The sequence below is a fragment of the Serratia surfactantfaciens genome (genome assembly GCF_001642805.2).
Lineage (GTDB): Bacteria > Pseudomonadota > Gammaproteobacteria > Enterobacterales > Enterobacteriaceae > Serratia > Serratia surfactantfaciens.
Genome location: NZ_CP016948.1, coordinates 2,645,783 through 2,664,169 on the forward strand (window position 1 = coordinate 2,645,783; position 18,387 = coordinate 2,664,169).

The following is an 18,387-nucleotide window of genomic DNA, read 5'->3' on the forward strand; positions in this document are numbered from 1 at the left end:
GCAGCAACGTTTTTTCCAATCAGACAGGGTTTGGCGGATGGTTTTAGCAGTCGTTTCGTTTGTTCTCTTTTTGGCGTCGATTTTGATTTATCGCACCCGGGCCGCCGCCAACCGCTGGTGGTTCGCCATTTTGCTGACGCTGCTCGGCAGCTATCTGGTGCTGAACGTCATCCTGATCGCCAGCAACTACTTTACCGGCGACGGCATCACCGATGCGGTGATCTACACCGTCACCAGTAGCCTCAAGGGCGCCGGCGTCAGCAAATACGTGCTGCCGTTTATCGGCCTGCTGGCGGCGCTGGGGGGAGTTTTCGCCGTGCTGGCCCGCAGCCTGCTGCGTCGCAAGGCTAAAGGCAGCAGCGTGGCCTACAGCGTCGTCGCCGTGCTGCTGGCGCTGTTTTCGGTCGGCACCACCCCGGCGTTTCAGGACATTTCGCTGCTGGTCAAGAGCCAGATCGTCGGCGATACCGCCGATTTCACCACCTACTACAAGGCGCCGAAAAAGACCGTGCAGGGCAAGCGGCCGAACCTGGTGTATATCTATGCCGAGAGCCTGGAGCGCACCTACTTCGACACCGAGCTGTTTCCCGGTTTGGCCGACGAACTGAATGCCCTGCGCGCCGACAGCATCGACTTCAGCAACACCCAGCAGCTGCCGGGTACCGGTTACACCATCGCCGGCATGGTCGCCTCGCAGTGCGGCATTCCGCTGTTCGCACCCTTCGACGGTAACGCCTCCAGCGCGGTCTCCACCTTCTACCCGGAGAACGTCTGCCTGGGCGACGTGCTGAAGGCCGCCGGCTACAGCAACTATTTCTACCAGGGCGCCGAGCTGGCGTTCGCCGGTAAAGACACCTTCCTGAAATCCCACGGCTTCGATCACGTTTACGGCTTCAAAGAGCTGCGCGATCGGGTCGCCGATCCAAGCTATAAAAACGACTGGGGCTGGTACGACGACACCGTGCTGGACGTGGTGTACGGCAAGTTTGTCGAACTGTCCGAACAGCGCCAACCGTTCTCGCTGTTTACCCTGACCGTCGACACCCATCACCCGGACGGTTTTATCTCCGCCGGCTGCAGCAAGCAAAGTTACGCCTGGCAGAATAAGGACAACCGCTCGCTGAGCGCGGTGGCCTGCAGTCAGCAGCACATCGCCGCGCTGATCGACAAGATCAAACGCTCGCCGTACTTCAGCAATACCGTGATCGTGGTGTCTTCCGACCACCTGGCGATGAACAACACCGCCTACGACATTCTGACCAAGCAGAAGCGCCGCAACCTGTTCTTCATCATCGACGGCACCCGGCCGCAGGCGGAGCAGCGCCACGAAAAGCGCAGCACGCTGGATAACGGCGCCACGGTGCTGGACGTGATGGGCGGCGACAACTATATCGGCCTCGGCCGCAGCAGCCTGTCGGCGCCGTCGCTGTCTACGGTGTTCCTGAACATCGAAGAGAAGATCAACGGCTGGAAACCAGCGGTGATCAACCAGTGGGGTCTGCCGAACCGCATCAGCGACTACAGCGTGGATACACGCCAGCGCAGCTTCAGCTTCTCCGGCGTCACCTATAAGGTGCCGTTCATCCTGCGGGTGGGCGATAACCGCATCGAACCGATGTTCAACGTCTATCTCTCCACCCCGCTGCGCAAGCAGCTGGCCGGGCTGGGGGCGGGGGAGAAATTCGTCTGGGTCGATAAATGCTACGAGATCGGCCGGGTCTGGGCGCCGCAGTTGGCGCTGAGCACCGACATCTGCGTGGCCTCAGGTATCCTGGCCTCGCCGCCGCAGATCGCGCAGGCCAGCGGCGAGCGCTTTCGCGGCAAGGTAAACTTTGGTGCCCCGACGGCGGACAGCGTCGCCGACTACCAAAACGCCGTCGCCCGCCTGCAGGTGGACGACGCGGCGGTGAAATACCGGGCGGACGCCATCGAGTTCATGCTGCCCGGCATGCCGGAACAGGTGAAGGCCATCACCGGCGTCTCCGCCGTCGAGGAATGGGGCCGCTGGTCCGACGCCAATCTGGCGCCGGCGGTGAACATCGATTACGTCGATCCGCTGCCTAAAACCTTCGATCTGGTGCTGCGCGCCCGCGCCTACGGCAACAACGTCGGCGAACCGATTTCGGTGCGCGTCGGCGACGAAGAGCGTTTCGTGTCGCTCGGCGAACAGGACAGCACCGTCACCCTGCGCTTCGATAACCCGCGCGGCGCGCAAAACATCAGCATTACGCCGCCGGCGCCGACCGAGCCGAAAGAGAGCGCCAGCGGCGGCTTCACGCCGAAGAAACTGGGCATCGGCCTGGTGTCGCTGAAGGTCGAAGCGGCCGACCCCGCTTCCTGATCCCCCTGCGCCGCGGGCGCGGTATTTTCTTTGCCGCGCCCGTCATTTCGACCAAGCTTTTACGCCTTTCTTCGGCTAACCTGTGACGGTGAAACGCCGCAGCCCCGCCACAGAGCCGGGACATCCAAGGAGAAAGTATGAGCTATGCCCCACCTCGCAGCGGCCTCAGCGCCGATCAGGCACTCGATCAACTGGAAGCCCTGTATGACGCCGCGGTAGACGCGCTGCGTCAGGCGGTCAGCGACTTTATCAGCCACGGCACGCTGCCGGATCCGCAGGCGCGCGCCGCCGGGCTGTTCGTGTACCCCGAGCTGCGCGTCAGCTGGGACGGGCAGCAATCCGGCCCGAGCAAAACCCGCGCCTTCGGCCGCTTTACCCATCCCGGCAGCTACAGCACAACCGTGACCCGGCCGCAGCTGTTCCGCCACTATCTGGCCGAGCAGCTGGCGATGCTGGAACACGATTACGCCGCCCATATCGAAGTGGCGCCGTCACAGCAGGAGATCCCGTTCCCTTATGTCATCGACGGCTCCAGCCTGGCGCTCGACCGCTCAATGAGCGCCGGCATCGCCCAGCATTTCCCGACCACCGAGCTGGCGCAGATCGGTGACGAAACCGCCGACGGCCTGTACCACGCCACCGACAATCATTTCCCACTGTCGCATTTCGATGCGCTGCGCGCGGACTTCTCGCTGGCGCGCCTGCGGCACTACACCGGCACGCCGGTGGAGCATTTCCAGCCGTTCGTGCTGTTCACCAACTACACCCGCTATGTGGACGAGTTCGTGCGCTGGGCCTGCGCGCAGATCGCCGATCCGGCCAGCCCATATATCGCGCTCTCCAGCGCCGGCGGCGCCTACATCACGCCAGAAACCAGCGCGCCCGAGCAGACGGTGTCCGACCTGGCCTGGAAAAACAACCAGATGCCGGCCTATCACCTGATCTCACGCACCGGTCAGGGCATCACGCTGATCAACATCGGCGTCGGCCCGTCCAACGCCAAGACCATCTGCGATCACCTGGCGGTGCTGCGCCCGAGCGCCTGGCTGATGATCGGCCACTGCGGCGGCCTGCGCGAAAGCCAGGCGATCGGCGACTATGTGCTGGCCCACGCCTATCTGCGCGACGATCACGTGCTGGACGCGGTGCTGCCGCCGGATATCCCGATCCCGAGCATCGCCGAGGTGCAGCGCGCCCTGTATGACGCCACCAAAATGGTCAGCGGCATGCCTGGCGAAGAGGTCAAACAGCGCCTGCGCACCGGCACCGTGGTCACCACCGACGACCGCAACTGGGAGCTGCGCTACTCCGCTTCGGCGCGCCGCTTCAACCTCAGCCGCGCGGTGGCGGTCGACATGGAGAGCGCCACCATCGCCGCCCAGGGTTACCGCTTCCGGGTGCCGTACGGTACACTGCTGTGCGTCTCCGACAAACCGCTGCACGGCGAGATCAAACTGCCGGGCCAGGCCAACCGCTTCTACGAAGGGGCGATCTCCGAGCACCTGCAGATTGGCATCTGCGCCATCGATCTGCTGCGCGCCGAGGGCGATCGCCTGCATTCGCGCAAGCTGCGCACCTTCAACGAACCACCGTTCCGCTAACGGTGCACAGGCCCGCTGCGGCGGGCCGTTTTTTCCTCAACGCACCAGCGCCAGCGCGCGCTTCTCCTGGCTGCGGCCGCCGGCGATCGACAACAGCAGGTCTTTCACCAGCAATGCCGGGGCGGACAGCGCCTGTTGGCCCGACATGCACAGCGACAGCGGCACCGACATCGTCGGCGCATTGATGCGCGCCATCCAGGCCTTGGCCGGGCCGATCATCGCGCGCGCCACCGATTCCGGCAGCACGGTCGCCCCCAACCCGCTGGCGATCGCGGCGCTCAGCGCGCCCGAGGATTCAATCTCTCCCACCACGTTGATCGCCAGTTTGCGCAGCGCCATCGCCTCTTCCAGCTGGTTGCGCACCGCATCCCCCTCGCGCGGCAGAAACAGGTTCAGCCGCGCCACGTCCAGCAGCTCGACGCTGTTGCCGGGATGCGGCACCGCACGCGTCGCCACCAGATAGAGATCTTCCCGCATCAGCGCGATAGCGTGCTGACCGGCGGGCATTTTGGCGCCGTAGATCATCGCCATATCCAGCGTCTGATTGGCTACCTGCCCGGCCAACGCCGCGCCGCTGTTTTCATGCAGGCTGAGCAGAATGCCCGGCTGTTGATCGCGCAGGGTCTGCAGCAGCGGTAGCGCCAGCTGCGCCGCAGTGCTGCCCGACGCCAACCCGAGAGACACCTGGCCGCTCATCGCCTGCCCGGCGCTGTTGACCGCGCTCTGCGCCTGTTCGCACTGGCGCAGAATGGTCTGCGCGTGGGCATAGAGAATATTGCCGGCCTCGGTCGGCTGCACACCGCGCTTGGTGCGGATCAGCAGCTGCTGCTTCAACTCCCCTTCCAACGTTGCCAATTGCTGGCTGAGCGCCGGCTGGGCGATGTGCAACACCTCCGCCGCCTGGGTCAGGCTGCCAATATCGACGATTTTCACGAAGTACTTCAGACGTCTGAAATTCATAGTGCCTCCAGCGAGCCGCTAAATTGAGAATGCCGAAATCCGGTTATTCAATCGCAGCAAGATCCGGGCCAGAGTCGGTAAATGCCCCGAGAAGCGGGATACGCGGCGGCAAACGGCCGTTCGCCGGGCAGCGCGCGCCACAACGCAGGGCATGCGTTGCACCACCGGCAGGCAACGGTCTTAAACAATGGGCAATCCGCCGGCACTGCGCGCGGGATAAGCGACAAAAGCGAGAAAAAGCAGCAGGTTGGGCAATCTTGCAGCAAACGAACGCATCGGGCGCTTTCAGGCTTTACAAGCCGCAACCGCCCCGCTATTATTCGCCCCGTTCACACGATTCCTCTGTAGTTCAGTCGGTAGAACGGCGGACTGTTAATCCGTATGTCACTGGTTCGAGTCCAGTCAGAGGAGCCATATTTAGAGAAGCCCGCTCAGGGAAACCCGAGCGGGCTTTTTGCATCTGTACCGCTGCCCTCCCGCCTCAGGTTCACCTCATCCACAAAAAACGCGAAACCCTCACCTGCGGGTAGAATGGTTTTATCCGCCAATACCCTAAGCCGACGGTGCTGAATATTCGGCCCGGACAATAATTTCTCGCCATAACCGTATTTTTCCACCTTCCCTGCATGCATCACGGGTTGAACGTTGCAGCCAGATATCGGGCTTAGGTATAATTATTGACCGATAATGCGTTATTACATGGAGTGTTCGCTGTGAAAAAATTATTGTGTTTATGCCTGCCGATTATTTATTCGTGTAATGTCTATGCAAATGAAAAGATCTGCCCTGAACATCTCACCGCCATTAATGCTTTCAATAACATGATATTGACGCAAGACGCCTCAGCCAGGAAGATTCCCAAAAAAGTCAGCATGCATATAGAAAGCAAAGATGATTATATAAAGGCTGATACGCAGATGGAGTTCGATGAATGCGGCGCGTTGTTAAGTTCACGCAGCAGTAAAACCATCAAGTCACGGATTAATAACAACGTTTTGCTAACTCAACTCCAGGGTTCGATAGATAAAAATCATAACAACTGGGATTACGACATGACTTTTAAGATGTCAATGATTGAAAATGGAGCGGACAAACATGAACTGATGACACAAAAAATGAGCGGGACATTTCTGACAGACCTCAATGGCAAAATAATCCGCTCTGAGGACACATCCGATATTTCCGCTGGAAAAAATCATCAATCAGGTAAGGCAATAACCACATTCTCAACGGATGATGCAGGCAGGCTCTCCGGTTCAAGCCGGGTTAGCACGTTAGGAAATGACAGTAGCAACACCGTTTATAGTTATGACGCTAAAAATCGTTTAACAAGAATGATCTCGGGAGCAACAACTGAAGATTTTACTTATGATAACGACGATAGAGAGTTAACCAGCAAAGAAGTGATGAAGTCATTCACCACAGAAACGACCACAACCACCTGTAAAAGCTGGGATAAATTTGGAAGATGCATTAATGCTCAGCAAAACATTTCAATTTTGATTAAAGACGTGAAGAAAAACCGGGATAACGTCTACAACCACGTTGCAGAAATAAAGTATGACTATGTTTACTAGATTGTTATCGGGGGAGTAATCTCCCCCGACAATAGGCAACGTCACTCAAGGCGCGGCAGCAAACGGCGCGCTCAAAAGCTGCGTTTCGCCACCAGATAAGCGCCCGCCACCAGCAACAAGGCGCCGAACAACGCCGGCAGATTCTCGCGCAGCGCCGCCGGACCGGCGCGGTAGGCATCGGCCAACAGCCCCATGCACAGCTGGCTGGCGACCAGGATCGAGATGGTGGTCGCCGCCCCCAGCTTTTGGTAACCCAAAATGCCGGCGAACACGAACAGCGATCCCAACAGCCCCGGCAACAGCATCCACCACCTGGCGGCGCCGGTCACTTCCGCCACCGCGCCGAGACCGTTTTTGGCCAGCAGCAGCCCCATCAGCAGCAGCAAACCGACGCTGGAGTTGATCACCAGCGTGATAAGGATGGTCGAGACGCTTTCGGTAATGCGCACCATCAGCAGATTCTGCACCACCAGCCCCATCCCCGCCGCCACCAGCAGCAACAGCATATTCATCGCTCTGTCTCCCGGGATCAGCGCGCGGGCGGCGTGGCCCGCTCGTCCAGCTTCAGCTGCAGGAAGGTCAGATCCAGCCATTGGCCGAATTTGGCGCCCACCTGCTCCATACGCCCCACCTCATGGAATCCCTGCGCCAGATGCAGTTTGATGGAGGCCTGGTTGCCGGATTCAATGCCGGCCACCATCACGTGCTTGCCGATCTCCCGCGCCCGTGCGATCAGCGCCAGCAGCAACGCTTTGCCAATCCCCTCTCCGCGATGCGCCTGATGGACATACACCGAATGTTCCACGGTATGCCGATAGCCGTCCCAGGCGCGCCAGTCACCGAACGACGCATAGCCGATCGCCTCGTCCGCGGCGTTCACCGCCACCAGCACCGGGTAGTCCGCCGCCTGGCGTTCGCCGATCCAGGTTGCGCGGTTGGCCGCATCCACGGTTTGTTCATTCCAGATGGCGGTGCTGTTCAACACCGCGTCGTTATAGATAGCGGCAATCGCCGCGCTGTCGTTGAGCGTCGCATTTCGTATAATCATGGTTTACCCCGGCCAATTGTCCACTATAATACTACGATATGAATATTAAATTAGACAATCTAAATCAGCTGATCGGCGCGCGCATTCGCATTGAACGCGAGGCGCGCCACTGGTCGCTGTCCGATCTGGCCGAACGGGCGGGCGTATCGCGGGCGATGGTTCATAAGATCGAACGCGGCGAGAGCAGCCCGACGGCGATGCTGCTGGGCAGACTGGCGGGCGCGTTCGGTCTCAGCATGTCCAAGCTGATCGCTCGGGCGGAAACGCAGGAAGGCCGACTGCTGCGCCGGGAAGAACAACCGATGTGGGTCGATCCGGAGAGTGGCTACGTGCGGCGCCACGTTTCGCCGCGCACCGATCTGCCGCTCGATCTGGTGCGCATCGAACTGCCGGCCGGCGCGGCGATCCCGATGCCGGCTTCGGTGTATGCGTTCAAGCGTCAGCTAATTTGGGTGTTATCCGGTGAGCTGCTGTTTGTTGAGGGTGAGGCGCGCCACGAAATGGCCGAGGGAGACTGCCTGGAGCTCGGCCCACCGGCGGACTGCCGCTTTGAAAACCGTAGCGACCAACCGTGCGTGTATATGGTGGCGGTACTGAGCGCCGCCTGACGGCTTGCATGCGTTAACTTTGCATCGGTCGGTTATAGCCGGCGCGGAAAAACTTCTCCGCCAGCCGGTTATCGCCGCCAGAGAAGAACTCGCTCATCGGCTCGCTGCCGAGGCCATAGGCGCGGCTGAGCTGCCCGGCCTCAAACGCCGCCCGGTTCTCGTCGCCGCAGCGCTGCGCCAAATGGTGCGCATAGCCGAGCACGAAACCGCGCTTGTAGTCGGAGCAAAAGCGCGACAGCTCCGCCTCCGGCTGCAGATTCTCCGCCTTTAACCCCGCCAACAGCCCTTTGCCAAAATGATCCCCCACGGTTTCCTCCTCATCATGCAATCGCTATATAAAGAAATATACAGCGAATAGGCGAGCGAGAATATACTCCCAAAGTTTTACTCGCCGCATAAAAAAGGCCCGCCAGGCGGGCCTCGGCGAGCGCAAGCGATCACAGCGTGAAGTTCAGCCCTTCGCTGACGGTCTTGCCGAGCGGCAGACGACCCGACGGCGTTTCTTTTTCCTGCAGAAAATCCGGCAGGCGAGCTTTGTCGCCCGGTTTGCCGATCGCCACCATGGCGTGCACCGCATAGTCGTCCGGCAGCTGCAGCGCCGCTTTGATCTTATCGTGGTGGATGCCGCTCATGCAGTGGGTCAGCCAGCCTTTCAGGTGCGCCTGATGCGCCAGGTTGGCCCAGGCGGCGCCGGTATCAAACGCATGAGTCGGATTGTCCACCAGCCGCTCGCCGTTCAGGCTGGTGGTTTTGGAGACGATCACCACCAGCGCCGAGGCGTGCTGCGCCCAGCCGCGGTTGAAGTCGATCAGAAACTCCAGATAGCTCTCCCAGCTGTCGGAACCGTGCTTGCTGTAGGCGAAGCGCCACGGCTGAATGTTGTAGGCCGAAGGCGACCAGCGCGCCGCTTCAAAGAAGCTGAGCAGCGTCTGATCGTCGATGGCGTCGTTGGCTATGGCACGCGGCGACCAGCGTTCAATAAATTGTGCATCAATCGGGTAATCGGAAGTTCTTGGCTGGCTCATGGTAGGTTCTCGCAGTGAAGTAAAAACAAAAGTTCGCTGATATTCCCACAGCTTAGGACGATAAAACTTTTATTTCGTGCCATTGCCCTGCGGCAGTTCCTGCTGCAACCAGGCGAGGAATGCACTGACCGGCGGATGCCGTTCGCGCCCCGGTGCGCACAACACGCTGTACGCGGCGCCCGGTACGCTCACCTCCGGCCGGTACGCCACCAACAGACCGTTGTCCACCATATCGGACACCATCACCGAACTGGCGAGCACCAGCCCCTGTCCGGCCACCGCCGCCTGCAGGGCGTAATGCTCCTCGTGATAGCTGCGCATCGCCGCATGGCGCTGCCACCAGTCTACGCCCGCGGCTCGGCACCAGTCATGCCAGCCGCTGTCGTACAGCGCAGAATCCCCCCACTTGACGGTGATCAGCACCGGATTTTCCGGCGGAGCGGCGGCCAGCCCCGGCGCGGCATAGACGCCAAAGTTTTCCTCCAGGCGCGCCGTCTGATGCAGCGCGGGATAATGCGCGCGGCTGTAGCGCACCGCCACGTCCACGCTGGCGTCCTGCTGCAGATCGATCACCTCGGCGCAGGCCTCCAGGCGCACCAGATAGTGCGGATGCGCCTGGTAGAAACGGCCCAGGCGCGGCACCAGCCACAGCGCCGCGAAAGAGTGCGTCACCGAGACGCACAGCGATCCGCTGCTGGGCTGCGGCCGCAGGCCCTCGAGCGTGGCGGCGACATCCAGCAGCGCGCCGTGCACTCCGGCAAACAGCGTTTCCCCTTTCGCCGTCAGCTGCACGCCGCGCGGCAGCCGCTGAAACAGCGCAAATCCCAGCTGCTGTTCCAGCGCTTTTATCTGGTGTGAAATCGCCGTTGGCGTTACCGCCAGCTCGGCCGCCGCCAGCTTGAAGCTGTGCAGACGAGCGGCGGATTCAAAAGTGCGCAGTGCGTTGACGGGCAGCGTGGCGAACATGGTGAAACCCCTACAGGTGAATTGAATTCATCCTGGCAGAAAAGCCGTCATTTGTCGTCTGCCAACGTTAGTTTCTAAAGTAAGGCTGAAATCGCTTAACAAAAAGGAATATGACATGAATACAACTCATCAACCCAAGCGTTTGGTGGTATTGGTCGGCAGCCCGCGCCGCGATGGCAACAGCGCCACGCTGGCGCAGGCGATCGTGGCGGGCGCCGCCGAAGCCGGCACGTCCGCCAGCCTGCATTTTCTCGATGATTACCTGAGCGGTTTTCTGAGCGACGAGCGGCATACGCCGGCGCCGGCCGATCGCTACGCCGAGCTGTTTCTGGAACACTTCCTGCCGGCCGACGGCGCGGTGTTTTGCACGCCGATTTACTGGTACGGCATGTCGGCACAAACCAAGGCCTTTTTCGATCGCTCGTTCAGTTTCTATTCCAACGCCTACCCTCAGGCGGCGGAGGTGCATCAACGCATGAGCGGCAAGCGCATTGGGCTGGCGGTGGCATCGGAAGAGACCTACCCCGGCGCGGCGCTGGGTATCGTGCATCAACTTCAGGAGTTCAGCCGCTACACCCACTCTGAATTCGTCGGGCTGGTGCACGGCGCCGGCAACCAACGCGGCGAAATCGCCCGCGATCCGCGCAACCCGCTGCAGGCCGCCCGCGCGCTGGGGCGCGAGATCTTCACCCGCCCCTACTCGGATTATCAGATGGACAGCCCGCGCAGCACGCAGGTCTGGGAGGAGTAGGCGCGGCGCAGCAATTGCAAGCATAACGTTAGCATCTGTCGCAATCTGTTGCGGGCCATTGGCCCGCCGTTGCCGCGCTTGTATGATACGACGCGGCGCCAGAAGGTGGCCGCCTTTCTCAAACGGAAGCGAACTGCAATGTCGAAACAGTGGAAAATAGCGGCGGCCAACGCCGGTTTACGTCTTTATACCCGCATCGCGGGCAATTTCCGGCCAGCAGCGAGCTTCGATCCGCAGCACCCGTTTGAGCGCATCGTGATTTTCTCCACCAGCGCCCTCGGCGATCTGATGTTCAATACGCCCGCCATCCGAGCGCTGCATGAACGCTATCCCGGCGCGCAAATTACCTTAGTCTCCAGCCATAAAAACCGGCAACTGGTCGAGGGTAGCCCCTGGTTTCATGACGTGATTTACTGGGATCACAAGGCCAAATACATGCTGAGCGTGATCCGCCGGCTGCGAAGAAACCGGCCGCAGCTGGCGATCATCCTGCACTCGAAGGCGCCTTACGACGTGCTGGTCGCCATCGCCGCCGGCTGCCGCTACCTGTTTAAAGACCTTTACGGCAATAAGCCGAGCGGGATGGAACGCTGGTTGACCGGCGTCAGCCGCAGCACCGGCGGCCATCTGATCCAACGCAAGCTGGATATGGTGGGGCAACTGGGCTGCCGCACCGATAACCCGGAGATGTTCATTCCCGTCGCTTTCCTGCCGCGCGCAAAACCGGCAGGCAAGATCCTGATCGGCTTTCAGATGGGCGCCTCCGAAACGCTGCGCCGCTGGCCGGTCGAACGTTTTGTTCAGCTGGCGCAACGGCTGCTGGCGCACTCCGCCGACTATCAGATCGAGCTGATTGGCAGCGCTGCGGAGCGCCACATCGAGCGGGAATTTATGGCGGGCCTGAGCGAGGAACAGCAACAGCGGGTGGTAAGCCATATCGGCACGACCACGCTGCCGCAACTGCTGGCGGTGATCGCCAATCTGCAGGTGCTGGTGACCGGCGATACCGGCCCGCTGCACCTCGCCGTGGCGTTGAAAACCGCCACCGTCAGCCTGTTCGTCACCGCCAATCCGCAGCATACCGGCCCCTATCAGGACCCTGAGCGGCACCAGGTGATGTATGTGCCGGTTGACAGCGCCGCGCTGGATGCCGCCCAGCGCCGCCAACCGCTCAGTATCATCGAGGCGGAACGGGTGCTGGAGAAGACGCTGGCGGCGCTGCCGCCCGCACCCGTCTGATCGGCGACCGCTTTGGCTGCGACAACAGCATCGCCAACGGCAGCCAGAACAGGTACCAAAACTCCGCCGGATTGGCGATCACAAACATCCCCTGCGAACTGTAGAATACCAGCATAAACAGAAACATGGCCGCCTCCCAACGCCGTCCTGCACGCCAGTGCGCAAAGGCAAGCCGCGCACCGTATGCCAGCAACGCAAACAGCAGCAGAAAACCCACGCCGCCGCCCTTCAGCAAGGCGCCGAGGTACAGGCTGTGCGTGGTATGGTTCAGCTCGCCGGTATAATTGAGAAAGTTAAGCTGCTTATCAAAGCCGTAGCCGAAGAACGGCGCCTGTTCGATCAGCCTCAGGCTATGGCGCCAAATGCTGATGCGCACAAAGCTCTGTTGGTACAGCTCGCCAAAGCGGGTGAGCAGCATCTCGCCGATCGCGCTGTAAACGACGGCGAAAACCACCCCCAGCACGCCGGGCAGCAGGATCCACAGCCACTTTCCCAGCCGCTGTCGATAAGGCATCGTCGCCACCAGCGCAAACACCAGCGCCATCAACGGACCGCGGCTTTGCGTCAGCACCATGAACGCCAGCAGCGGCGGGATAAAGCACAGCGCCGCCTTCTGCCCGGTGTCGCGGAAAATCATCAGGCTCAGCAAAATGGCTATGGCGGCGTAACCGGCCAGATCGATCACGTTGCTCGGCCCCGGATTGCGGGGGGTGGTTTCTCGCAGATGATAAATCGACGGGGCGTCGACCAGCGTCAAATACAGGCACAGCGCCGCAATGCCGGCCAACATCACCCACTGCAACTGATGGCGTCGCTCACCGTCAAGCAGTGTCACCAGCCAGGCGAGATACAGCAGGATATAGGCGCTGTGGGTCAGGGCCGACGGTAAGTCGCCCGGCGTCTCGCTCCACAGGGCGCTGAGGGAATAATAAAGCAGAAACATCAGCGTCAATCCGCCGCCCCACAGTGCCCTGCGGTTGCTCAGCAACTGCCGCCGCAGCGGCGGCCAGGTAAACACCGCGGCCAGCCACAGCAGCGCCGCCAGGTGAAACAGATTGTTGACGCGGGTTTGGCCGCAAAATATCGCGCTGAAAAACGCAAAGGCTAAAAACAACGCGCTGCCGAGGCGATAAAATTGCTCAGGCTTGCTGAAAGTAAACATTGCCGTCCACCTTCTCGAAGATATCGCTGTCGATAGCGCTGTGCAGGGAAAGGTTTTTTATCGCGATCTGCTGCTTTTTCATGATCGCGCCGGCGTGCCGGAAAGCGGGGATCACCAGCGACTCTACCTTGTCTGCCAGGAATGTCGGCAACCGATCTTGCTCGGTCTCGTAAAAACGCGGCTGGTGGAAGTTGTTCATGTCCAGCCCGGCGATAAACAGCTGCTTGAAACCGAGATAGGCGATGATTTGCAGCGCCCAGTAGGCCACGGTGCCGGCATCGAAAACGCCGCAGCGAATATCCTGACTGAAGCCGAGCGTGCGGCACGCGGCGGCAAAAACCACGCCGCTTTCCCGGCAGTAGTGATTCCACAGCGCACCGTTGTCGATCCGGGGATGGTAAATCTTGCAGGACGCATCTTCGACAATCGCCAAACGGCAACCGATCGCCGCCTGGCCAAATCGATCGAGAATGCGGGCTACGCCGTGCACGGTGGTGAATAACGTCAGCTCCCGCCGTTGAATGACGTCGAAAACGATCTCCGGACGGCTATCGATAAAGCCCATGTCCACAATGACGTAGAAGCGAAAATCCACTTGCCGATGCAGAAAATAGGCGCCGTTGACCCCGATGGCGGGCATGGCGGGAATATTTTCGAAGCGCAGCTGCTTCACCGACGGGCCGGTGGCCGTCAACAGCGCCTCTCCCCGGCAGCTGTTGCGCAGTTCGCTCAACGGGACGATCGGCACCGACCGGTGCTTATACCACAAGGCGGTGATTTCCCCTCCTTCGCCGCGCGCGATCTTCACATAGGGCCAAAGATTTTCGTTATGCCGATAAGGGCGCGCGTGGGAATAGCGATAGACCTGCTTAAAAAAAGAGCCCATGGTGGCGATGTCCTATCCAGAGTGCGTGACGATACCTACAGGGGCATCTTTCTGTATGCTCAGAATTTAATAACGTGTCAGCGCTGGCCAGGCCGTACAGCGAGTATCTAAATATTCGTTTAATGAGGCAATTTTTGTAATTTGAATTATTCGTCAACGCATCGCCAAGGGATATGTCCAGATGTTAACTAGATGAATAAATGTTTCAGTGCGTAAATATAAAATAAAACCCAAGCTCACCGTTATCCTGTCGCTTAGGCGGCAGTTTACGCCATTATCCTGCGGCTGTTTCGGCAGATTCACAGAGGACGGATAGCATATCGATTAATAACTTATCTGAACAAGAGCGCCAGACCAGGAGGCGCGATAAACACATTTTTAGGTAAAATAGGCAGCCACCGACAGTGCTAGGATTAACTCGCTATCATTTTATGTGCACTTTCAACCAACGTTACCCTGTTATTTCGCATTCGCCGATCGTAAAGATCGGCTTTTTTATTTCCCCCGACTGATCCGCCACCATAAATACCGTTTTTTGGTAAGAAAATGCCGAAGCGATAAGGTTAGATACGCAGTGCATGCCCTTATTTTCCGTGTGTAGGTCATGCATCCCAGAGAGATTATCGATGTTTCATTCGCCGGCGTTATCGCCGGCTTTTTTTATTCCAACATCACCTTGCCAGACCTCAACACTATCGACAGCGGAGCCGGATTAGCACGTTTTACCTATTTATTGATAACAGAGAACACTTTTCGGTAAAGAGAAAATGGCAACGCGCGCTACTATTTCACCCGTAGTTTGTCATACCTATTGAATACCCCATGCTTACCGACCCTCGCGGTCGGTTTTTTTTCGCTCTCCCCACCGCAGCCTGAGCACCAGGCTACGCGCATGCCATCCCAATAGGGCATTGGGAGGCCTGAAAAAAATTGTCAATGATATCAATGCAAAAATCAGACAGCGCGCTTCGGCCCGAGCAACAAGCCCGGATCATTTAATCGGTATGAAATACCACATGCTGATGTCATCCTTTTCACCCGGGCAATGATCGTGGATTTTAAACATGACGCTCTCGGTAATGGAGATATCCAATGAAGCCAGAACACCTTCATAGGCCGACAGGATGAACTCGCTTTCACTCATCTTGTGCTCATTACGCCGGATTGCAAGGTACCTTGCCGATGAGTTGTACAGATCACAGGTTATTGGGTCCTTGTAGCTTATCTTCATCTGTCCCCGGATCATGACCGGAGACAACAGTTGCACCTGCCTTTTTTTCTCGTAATACTCGTGCAAATTCAAGTGCACGATACTGCTGGGAAAGGGCTCTTTGTCGAAAGCAATAATCGGTTGATAATTGATAAAAGGCCAGTGGCTCATGGTTCTAAATGTTCGCGGCGGACAACCGAATTGATTTGAAAAGGCGCGGCTAAATGATTGTTGAGAACTAAATCCAGACAGTAAGGCAATTTCATAGATCTTCATATCCGTACGTTTCAACAGCAACGTCGAGCGGCTCAGCCTGCGTTTTCTGATGTAAGTTCCTATCTTCATCCCTTGATACAAATAGAACATCCGCTGCAAATGCCCAATGGAATATCCTGACTTGACGGATAACGCTCTAATTGAAACATGGCTCTGAGTATCTATCGCCTTTTCAATGATGCAGATTATTTCGTCTAAAATATTGCGCCTGAACTCGTTAGAACAATCCATAGTAAAGCCTGTCATCTTGCTATATTTATTATTGAATGCATTTCTCTTTTTTTAGCATCAGAAAACCGTTAAGTTTGCTTCCTATTGAAAAATGACATCCCCATACTTGTTCAAATATATCCATGCGTCAGACGGCGCGAACAACCTGTCCATGACCATAGGATGGCCATTCGCCTTTCGCGCAAGTTGAAGTTCTCAGGCAAGTCGCATCTAATAACGCCAATAATGGCATCAAGACAGAAACACGTTATGGAATTACCCCCGTGATACCCAATTTGGATTAGACATTATTTTGCAGCGCAGCCTTAGGCCTATTTCCCCCTTAACCACTCACCCTTAAACATAGCATAGTTAATTATTTCGATTCTAAAAGATGTTACTGTCAATAAATTGGCAGACATATAGAGTTTTTATCTATCAATGAATAAAAAGTGCGCTTCCGCTCCCCGTGCCCTATCCTGTCCCGATCGGATAGCACGACAAAAAAACAAATAAAAATCAATCGATTACAAAATTACGCTGTCTAAGTCACGCCTTCTTGCCGCCTCTCGTCCTACCCAGTTAGTTGCCAAATGACACTTTTGAGTACATTTTCCTCAATTTGCCGCGTTAATATTGCGTGCGCTCTATACTCAGGATATTGCCTAAAACAGCGAATGAATCAGGCCGCTGTCGCTGATTACCGATAAAGCGTTATTTTACCTGACGCAACCATTAGGCAGATAACTAAAAGGAAGCTCCCGTATGTTTATAACCAAAGTCATTGAGGAGCTGCTCGCCTGGGTCGAGGAAAGTGGGTTCAATGAGAAGCTCACTGTTGAGATGCTTTCAGAAAAAAGCGGATATTCACGTGGGCATATCCAGAAAGCCTTTAAAGATGAAACGGGAATGACTTTCGGCAACTATGTGAGGGGTAGAAAACTCATTCGCGCCGCATTTATGCTGAAAGCGACAAACCTCTCCATTTCCCATATCGTTAATGAGTTGAAATTTCAGTCATATCAATCATTTGGCCGAGCGTTTCGCAAGCAGTTCAGAACGTCGCCGATGCAGTACCGCAAGAGTAAATCCTGGGACGTTTCCTCCGCCATCCCCTTGCTGTTTCTCGATGGCATACCCGAACATCGCTATGTCCACCTGCCAAAATTTTTCGATGAATCAGGGGATTGTATCGATGCTGAGATCTATCACTTCCACCCCGCGGTTTCGGCGCTGCGATTGGCGGCAATCGATAAAATGCAAGCAACAGACGGCGGCATGATTAATTTTTTTAACTTCGGCGCAAGCGCCAACAAAGAGAACCACGTTAGCATCTATTTGAAGACGACCTATGTTCCTGAAGGCGCTGATATCAGTAGCGTTCTTGCCTCGCTGGCCGAGGTTCAGGGAAAAAAGGATATGCAACTGTTTGCCGAATTCACTTTTAAAGGCGCGAGCGATGAAGCGCAACAGTTCACGCAAAGCATTTACACCAAATCATTCCCGATAAATAAAGTGGGCATGGTCGATCGCTTCCTCATCGAAATCCTTAGCCCAATAGGCAATGGCGAAATAGCGATGAAGACCTATATCCCTATTTTATTCCCTGCCAGGAAAAGAGAAATAAATGGAACGAAAATGCCAGAATAGCCGGCACGTCAATGTCGACCTCAGGCTTTACTAATGCAATCTATATCAATCAGTAAAAATCATATTGAGCTTGCGAGCGGCATCACGCGCGCACGTTAAAATAGAGCAAATTTTAAGACTTATCCAATTGGAAAGTCCATCAACATCATTTCGCAAAGCGAGTCCGGTCTCTATCTTGTGGCCATGGTAATGGTTGAACGTTTATCTGCGGATAAATCACTGCAATGTGACTAACATACCAATACCTTATATATCAATGAGTTATGTTAATTTACCTTTCGTGCGGGCTGAGTTATAACTTATTGTTTTAATTTGGTTTATTGAAAAACCCCGATCGCGTCATACCGCCTGACGTTCGCTTTACCCCGCTCCCCCCTCTTGTAGACATCCCTAAACAGGGAAGATATTTTATTTCCACGATGCCTGTATTCACCGGTGCTATTAACATGCCTTAAACAAGAGTAAACCCCGTCAGGAAAATAGAATTATGAGCACTCACGCATGGTCCAAAAATTTAAAAAAACACTACCCCGATGTTAATGTGGAAAAAGTGACTATCGGCGACCGCGGGAAAGGTTATATTGTCTATGTCGATGGCGAGAGAATGGCGTTGAATCATTTTTTTCGCCGTTTTTATCGACACCGGCTTGATAAAGAATGAAGCTTTACACTGAATTTATCGGGTTGTGAAAATCGGTAAAAGCCTGTTATTTAAAATAGCACTGTATTACGCATCACTCTAAATAATTAGCCCAAAGAGGCCCTTTCATCAGGCGCACATATCGTCTAACAGAGTATTAAATTCGCCGTAATACTGAAAGCCGCGCCGTTCAGCAACGGTTTTCAACCCGGTATTAAATGATGCGATAAGCCATAC

At 56.8% G+C, this 18,387-nt stretch carries 17 protein-coding genes and 1 tRNA gene; 9 read left to right on the forward strand and 9 right to left on the reverse strand.

Features of this window, described 5'->3' with window-relative positions; genetic code table 11:
• Positions 1-37: 37 nt before the first annotated feature.
• Together opgB and ATE40_RS12470 are read left to right on the forward strand one after the other, a co-directional pair.
• Positions 38-2,341, forward strand: coding sequence for a phosphatidylglycerol--membrane-oligosaccharide glycerophosphotransferase (gene opgB / locus ATE40_RS12465; RefSeq protein ID WP_063917907.1), 2,304 nt, complete (start codon positions 38-40; stop codon positions 2,339-2,341).
• A gap of 137 nt (positions 2,342-2,478) precedes the next feature.
• Positions 2,479-3,942 carry an AMP nucleosidase gene (locus ATE40_RS12470; protein ID WP_019452498.1) on the forward strand — a complete coding sequence of 488 codons (1,464 nt, stop codon included), beginning with the start codon at positions 2,479-2,481 and terminating at the stop codon, positions 3,940-3,942.
• Positions 3,943-3,978: 36 nt separating this feature from the next.
• On the opposite strand, the gene nac is transcribed toward ATE40_RS12470, so the two are convergent.
• Positions 3,979-4,902, reverse strand: a complete 924-nt coding sequence (gene nac / locus ATE40_RS12475; protein ID WP_019452497.1) for a nitrogen assimilation transcriptional regulator NAC — start codon at positions 4,900-4,902, stop codon at positions 3,979-3,981.
• Between the two features lie 338 nt (positions 4,903-5,240).
• Between nac and ATE40_RS12480 the strand changes: the two genes are divergently transcribed.
• Positions 5,241-5,316, forward strand: a tRNA-Asn gene (locus ATE40_RS12480).
• Positions 5,317-5,615: 299 nt separating this feature from the next.
• Positions 5,616-6,479, forward strand: a complete 864-nt coding sequence (locus tag ATE40_RS12485) for a hypothetical protein (RefSeq protein ID WP_244889041.1) — start codon at positions 5,616-5,618, stop codon at positions 6,477-6,479.
• A 71-nt stretch (positions 6,480-6,550) separates the two neighbouring features.
• On the opposite strand, the gene ATE40_RS12490 is transcribed toward ATE40_RS12485, so the two are convergent.
• Together ATE40_RS12490 and ATE40_RS12495 are read right to left on the reverse strand one after the other, a co-directional pair.
• The gene (locus ATE40_RS12490; RefSeq protein WP_063917905.1) at positions 6,551-6,991 is read right to left on the reverse strand and encodes a DMT family transporter; all 441 of its coding nucleotides are present in this window, start codon (positions 6,989-6,991) and stop codon (positions 6,551-6,553) included.
• Positions 6,992-7,008: 17 nt separating this feature from the next.
• Positions 7,009-7,527 carry a GNAT family N-acetyltransferase gene (locus tag ATE40_RS12495; RefSeq protein WP_063917904.1) on the reverse strand — a complete coding sequence of 173 codons (519 nt, stop codon included), beginning with the start codon at positions 7,525-7,527 and terminating at the stop codon, positions 7,009-7,011.
• 38 nt (positions 7,528-7,565) lie between these two features.
• On the opposite strand from ATE40_RS12495, the gene ATE40_RS12500 reads away from it, so the two are divergent.
• The gene (locus ATE40_RS12500) at positions 7,566-8,135 is read left to right on the forward strand and encodes a helix-turn-helix domain-containing protein (protein ID WP_063917903.1); all 570 of its coding nucleotides are present in this window, start codon (positions 7,566-7,568) and stop codon (positions 8,133-8,135) included.
• 13 nt (positions 8,136-8,148) lie between these two features.
• Here ATE40_RS12500 and ATE40_RS12505 read toward each other — a convergent pair whose 3' ends face one another.
• The 3 genes from ATE40_RS12505 to ATE40_RS12515 all read right to left on the reverse strand — a co-directional run bounded on the left by ATE40_RS12505 (position 8,149) and on the right by ATE40_RS12515 (position 10,126).
• Positions 8,149-8,442 (reverse strand): DUF2623 family protein, encoded by a 294-nt coding sequence (locus ATE40_RS12505; protein WP_063917902.1) that lies wholly within the window; start codon positions 8,440-8,442, stop codon positions 8,149-8,151.
• Between the two features lie 130 nt (positions 8,443-8,572).
• Positions 8,573-9,160, reverse strand: a complete 588-nt coding sequence (locus tag ATE40_RS12510) for a nitroreductase family protein (RefSeq protein ID WP_063917901.1) — start codon at positions 9,158-9,160, stop codon at positions 8,573-8,575.
• Between the two features lie 69 nt (positions 9,161-9,229).
• A complete protein-coding gene (locus ATE40_RS12515; RefSeq protein WP_063917900.1) occupies positions 9,230-10,126 on the reverse strand; it encodes a LysR substrate-binding domain-containing protein in 897 nt (298 codons plus the stop codon).
• A gap of 115 nt (positions 10,127-10,241) precedes the next feature.
• Here ATE40_RS12515 and ATE40_RS12520 point away from each other — a divergent pair, with 115 nt between their 5' ends.
• On the forward strand, positions 10,242-10,877 hold the full coding sequence (locus tag ATE40_RS12520) for a flavodoxin family protein (protein ID WP_019452488.1): 636 nt from the start codon (positions 10,242-10,244) through the stop codon (positions 10,875-10,877).
• Between the two features lie 138 nt (positions 10,878-11,015).
• On the forward strand, positions 11,016-12,116 hold the full coding sequence (locus ATE40_RS12525; protein ID WP_063917899.1) for a glycosyltransferase family 9 protein: 1,101 nt from the start codon (positions 11,016-11,018) through the stop codon (positions 12,114-12,116).
• On the opposite strand, the gene ATE40_RS12530 is transcribed toward ATE40_RS12525, so the two are convergent.
• From ATE40_RS12530 to ATE40_RS12540, 3 genes are all read right to left on the reverse strand, one after another.
• The gene (locus ATE40_RS12530) at positions 12,055-13,278 is read right to left on the reverse strand and encodes an O-antigen ligase family protein (protein WP_063917898.1); all 1,224 of its coding nucleotides are present in this window, start codon (positions 13,276-13,278) and stop codon (positions 12,055-12,057) included. The two genes, ATE40_RS12525 and ATE40_RS12530, sit on opposite strands and share 62 nt — an antisense overlap.
• The gene (locus ATE40_RS12535; RefSeq protein WP_063917897.1) at positions 13,256-14,164 is read right to left on the reverse strand and encodes a hypothetical protein; all 909 of its coding nucleotides are present in this window, start codon (positions 14,162-14,164) and stop codon (positions 13,256-13,258) included. Before ATE40_RS12535 ends, ATE40_RS12530 begins: the two co-directional genes overlap by 23 nt.
• Positions 14,165-15,155: 991 nt before the next feature.
• Positions 15,156-15,881, reverse strand: coding sequence for a helix-turn-helix domain-containing protein (locus ATE40_RS12540; protein WP_063917896.1), 726 nt, complete (start codon positions 15,879-15,881; stop codon positions 15,156-15,158).
• A 744-nt stretch (positions 15,882-16,625) separates the two neighbouring features.
• Between ATE40_RS12540 and ATE40_RS12545 the strand changes: the two genes are divergently transcribed.
• Both ATE40_RS12545 and ATE40_RS24710 read left to right on the forward strand, forming a co-directional pair.
• A complete protein-coding gene (locus ATE40_RS12545) occupies positions 16,626-17,510 on the forward strand; it encodes a helix-turn-helix domain-containing protein (RefSeq protein ID WP_063917895.1) in 885 nt (294 codons plus the stop codon).
• A gap of 487 nt (positions 17,511-17,997) precedes the next feature.
• On the forward strand, positions 17,998-18,171 hold the full coding sequence (locus ATE40_RS24710) for a hypothetical protein (RefSeq protein ID WP_154746484.1): 174 nt from the start codon (positions 17,998-18,000) through the stop codon (positions 18,169-18,171).
• Positions 18,172-18,387: the final 216 nt, after the last annotated feature.

What these genes read in the sequence shown, in the direction of transcription:
- opgB (WP_063917907.1), top strand. Translation starts at nt 38, where the DNA reads ATGGTTTTAGCAGTCGTTTCGTTTGTTCTCTTTTTGGCGTCGATTTTG.
- ATE40_RS12470 (WP_019452498.1), top strand. Translation starts at nt 2,479, where the DNA reads ATGAGCTATGCCCCACCTCGCAGCGGCCTCAGCGCCGATCAGGCACTC.
- nac (WP_019452497.1), bottom strand. Translation starts at nt 4,902, where the DNA reads ATGAATTTCAGACGTCTGAAGTACTTCGTGAAAATCGTCGATATTGGC.
- ATE40_RS12490 (WP_063917905.1), bottom strand. Translation starts at nt 6,991, where the DNA reads ATGAATATGCTGTTGCTGCTGGTGGCGGCGGGGATGGGGCTGGTGGTG.
- ATE40_RS12495 (WP_063917904.1), bottom strand. Translation starts at nt 7,527, where the DNA reads ATGATTATACGAAATGCGACGCTCAACGACAGCGCGGCGATTGCCGCT.
- ATE40_RS12500 (WP_063917903.1), top strand. Translation starts at nt 7,566, where the DNA reads ATGAATATTAAATTAGACAATCTAAATCAGCTGATCGGCGCGCGCATT.
- ATE40_RS12510 (WP_063917901.1), bottom strand. Translation starts at nt 9,160, where the DNA reads ATGAGCCAGCCAAGAACTTCCGATTACCCGATTGATGCACAATTTATT.
- ATE40_RS12515 (WP_063917900.1), bottom strand. Translation starts at nt 10,126, where the DNA reads ATGTTCGCCACGCTGCCCGTCAACGCACTGCGCACTTTTGAATCCGCC.
- ATE40_RS12520 (WP_019452488.1), top strand. Translation starts at nt 10,242, where the DNA reads ATGAATACAACTCATCAACCCAAGCGTTTGGTGGTATTGGTCGGCAGC.
- ATE40_RS12525 (WP_063917899.1), top strand. Translation starts at nt 11,016, where the DNA reads ATGTCGAAACAGTGGAAAATAGCGGCGGCCAACGCCGGTTTACGTCTT.
- ATE40_RS12530 (WP_063917898.1), bottom strand. Translation starts at nt 13,278, where the DNA reads ATGTTTACTTTCAGCAAGCCTGAGCAATTTTATCGCCTCGGCAGCGCG.
- ATE40_RS12535 (WP_063917897.1), bottom strand. Translation starts at nt 14,164, where the DNA reads ATGGGCTCTTTTTTTAAGCAGGTCTATCGCTATTCCCACGCGCGCCCT.
- ATE40_RS12540 (WP_063917896.1), bottom strand. Translation starts at nt 15,881, where the DNA reads ATGGATTGTTCTAACGAGTTCAGGCGCAATATTTTAGACGAAATAATC.
- ATE40_RS12545 (WP_063917895.1), top strand. Translation starts at nt 16,626, where the DNA reads ATGTTTATAACCAAAGTCATTGAGGAGCTGCTCGCCTGGGTCGAGGAA.
- ATE40_RS24710 (WP_154746484.1), top strand. Translation starts at nt 17,998, where the DNA reads ATGAGCACTCACGCATGGTCCAAAAATTTAAAAAAACACTACCCCGAT.